The sequence below is a fragment of the Marinimicrobium sp. UBA4209 genome, assembly GCF_002381585.1.
Classification (GTDB): domain Bacteria; phylum Pseudomonadota; class Gammaproteobacteria; order Pseudomonadales; family Cellvibrionaceae; genus Marinimicrobium; species Marinimicrobium koreense.
Genome location: NZ_DFTP01000031.1, coordinates 44,953 through 45,180 on the forward strand (window position 1 = coordinate 44,953; position 228 = coordinate 45,180).

Annotated in this window: 1 protein-coding gene; it reads left to right on the forward strand. The window is 67.1% G+C overall.

Annotated features, from left to right (window positions below; translation table 11 throughout):
• A partial coding sequence (locus tag B3187_RS04645; RefSeq protein ID WP_286804855.1) for an aminotransferase class I/II-fold pyridoxal phosphate-dependent enzyme occupies window positions 1–228 on the forward strand: 228 nt, incomplete at both ends.

A 228-nucleotide genomic window follows, 5' to 3' on the forward strand; every position in this document is an offset into this window, starting at 1 on the left:
CACCGGCTACATGGCCAACCTGGGCACGGTGACTGCCCTGGTGGGCAAGGGCGACGGCATTTTTGAAGACCGCCTGAACCACGCCTCACTGCTCGATGCCGGGCTGCTGAGCGGGGCCCGTTTCCAGCGCTTTTCCCACAATGACCCGGAACACCTGGAGCGCCGCCTCGCGGGCTCTGATGCCAGGCGTCGCCTGGTGGCCGTGGACGGCGTGTTCAGCATGGACGG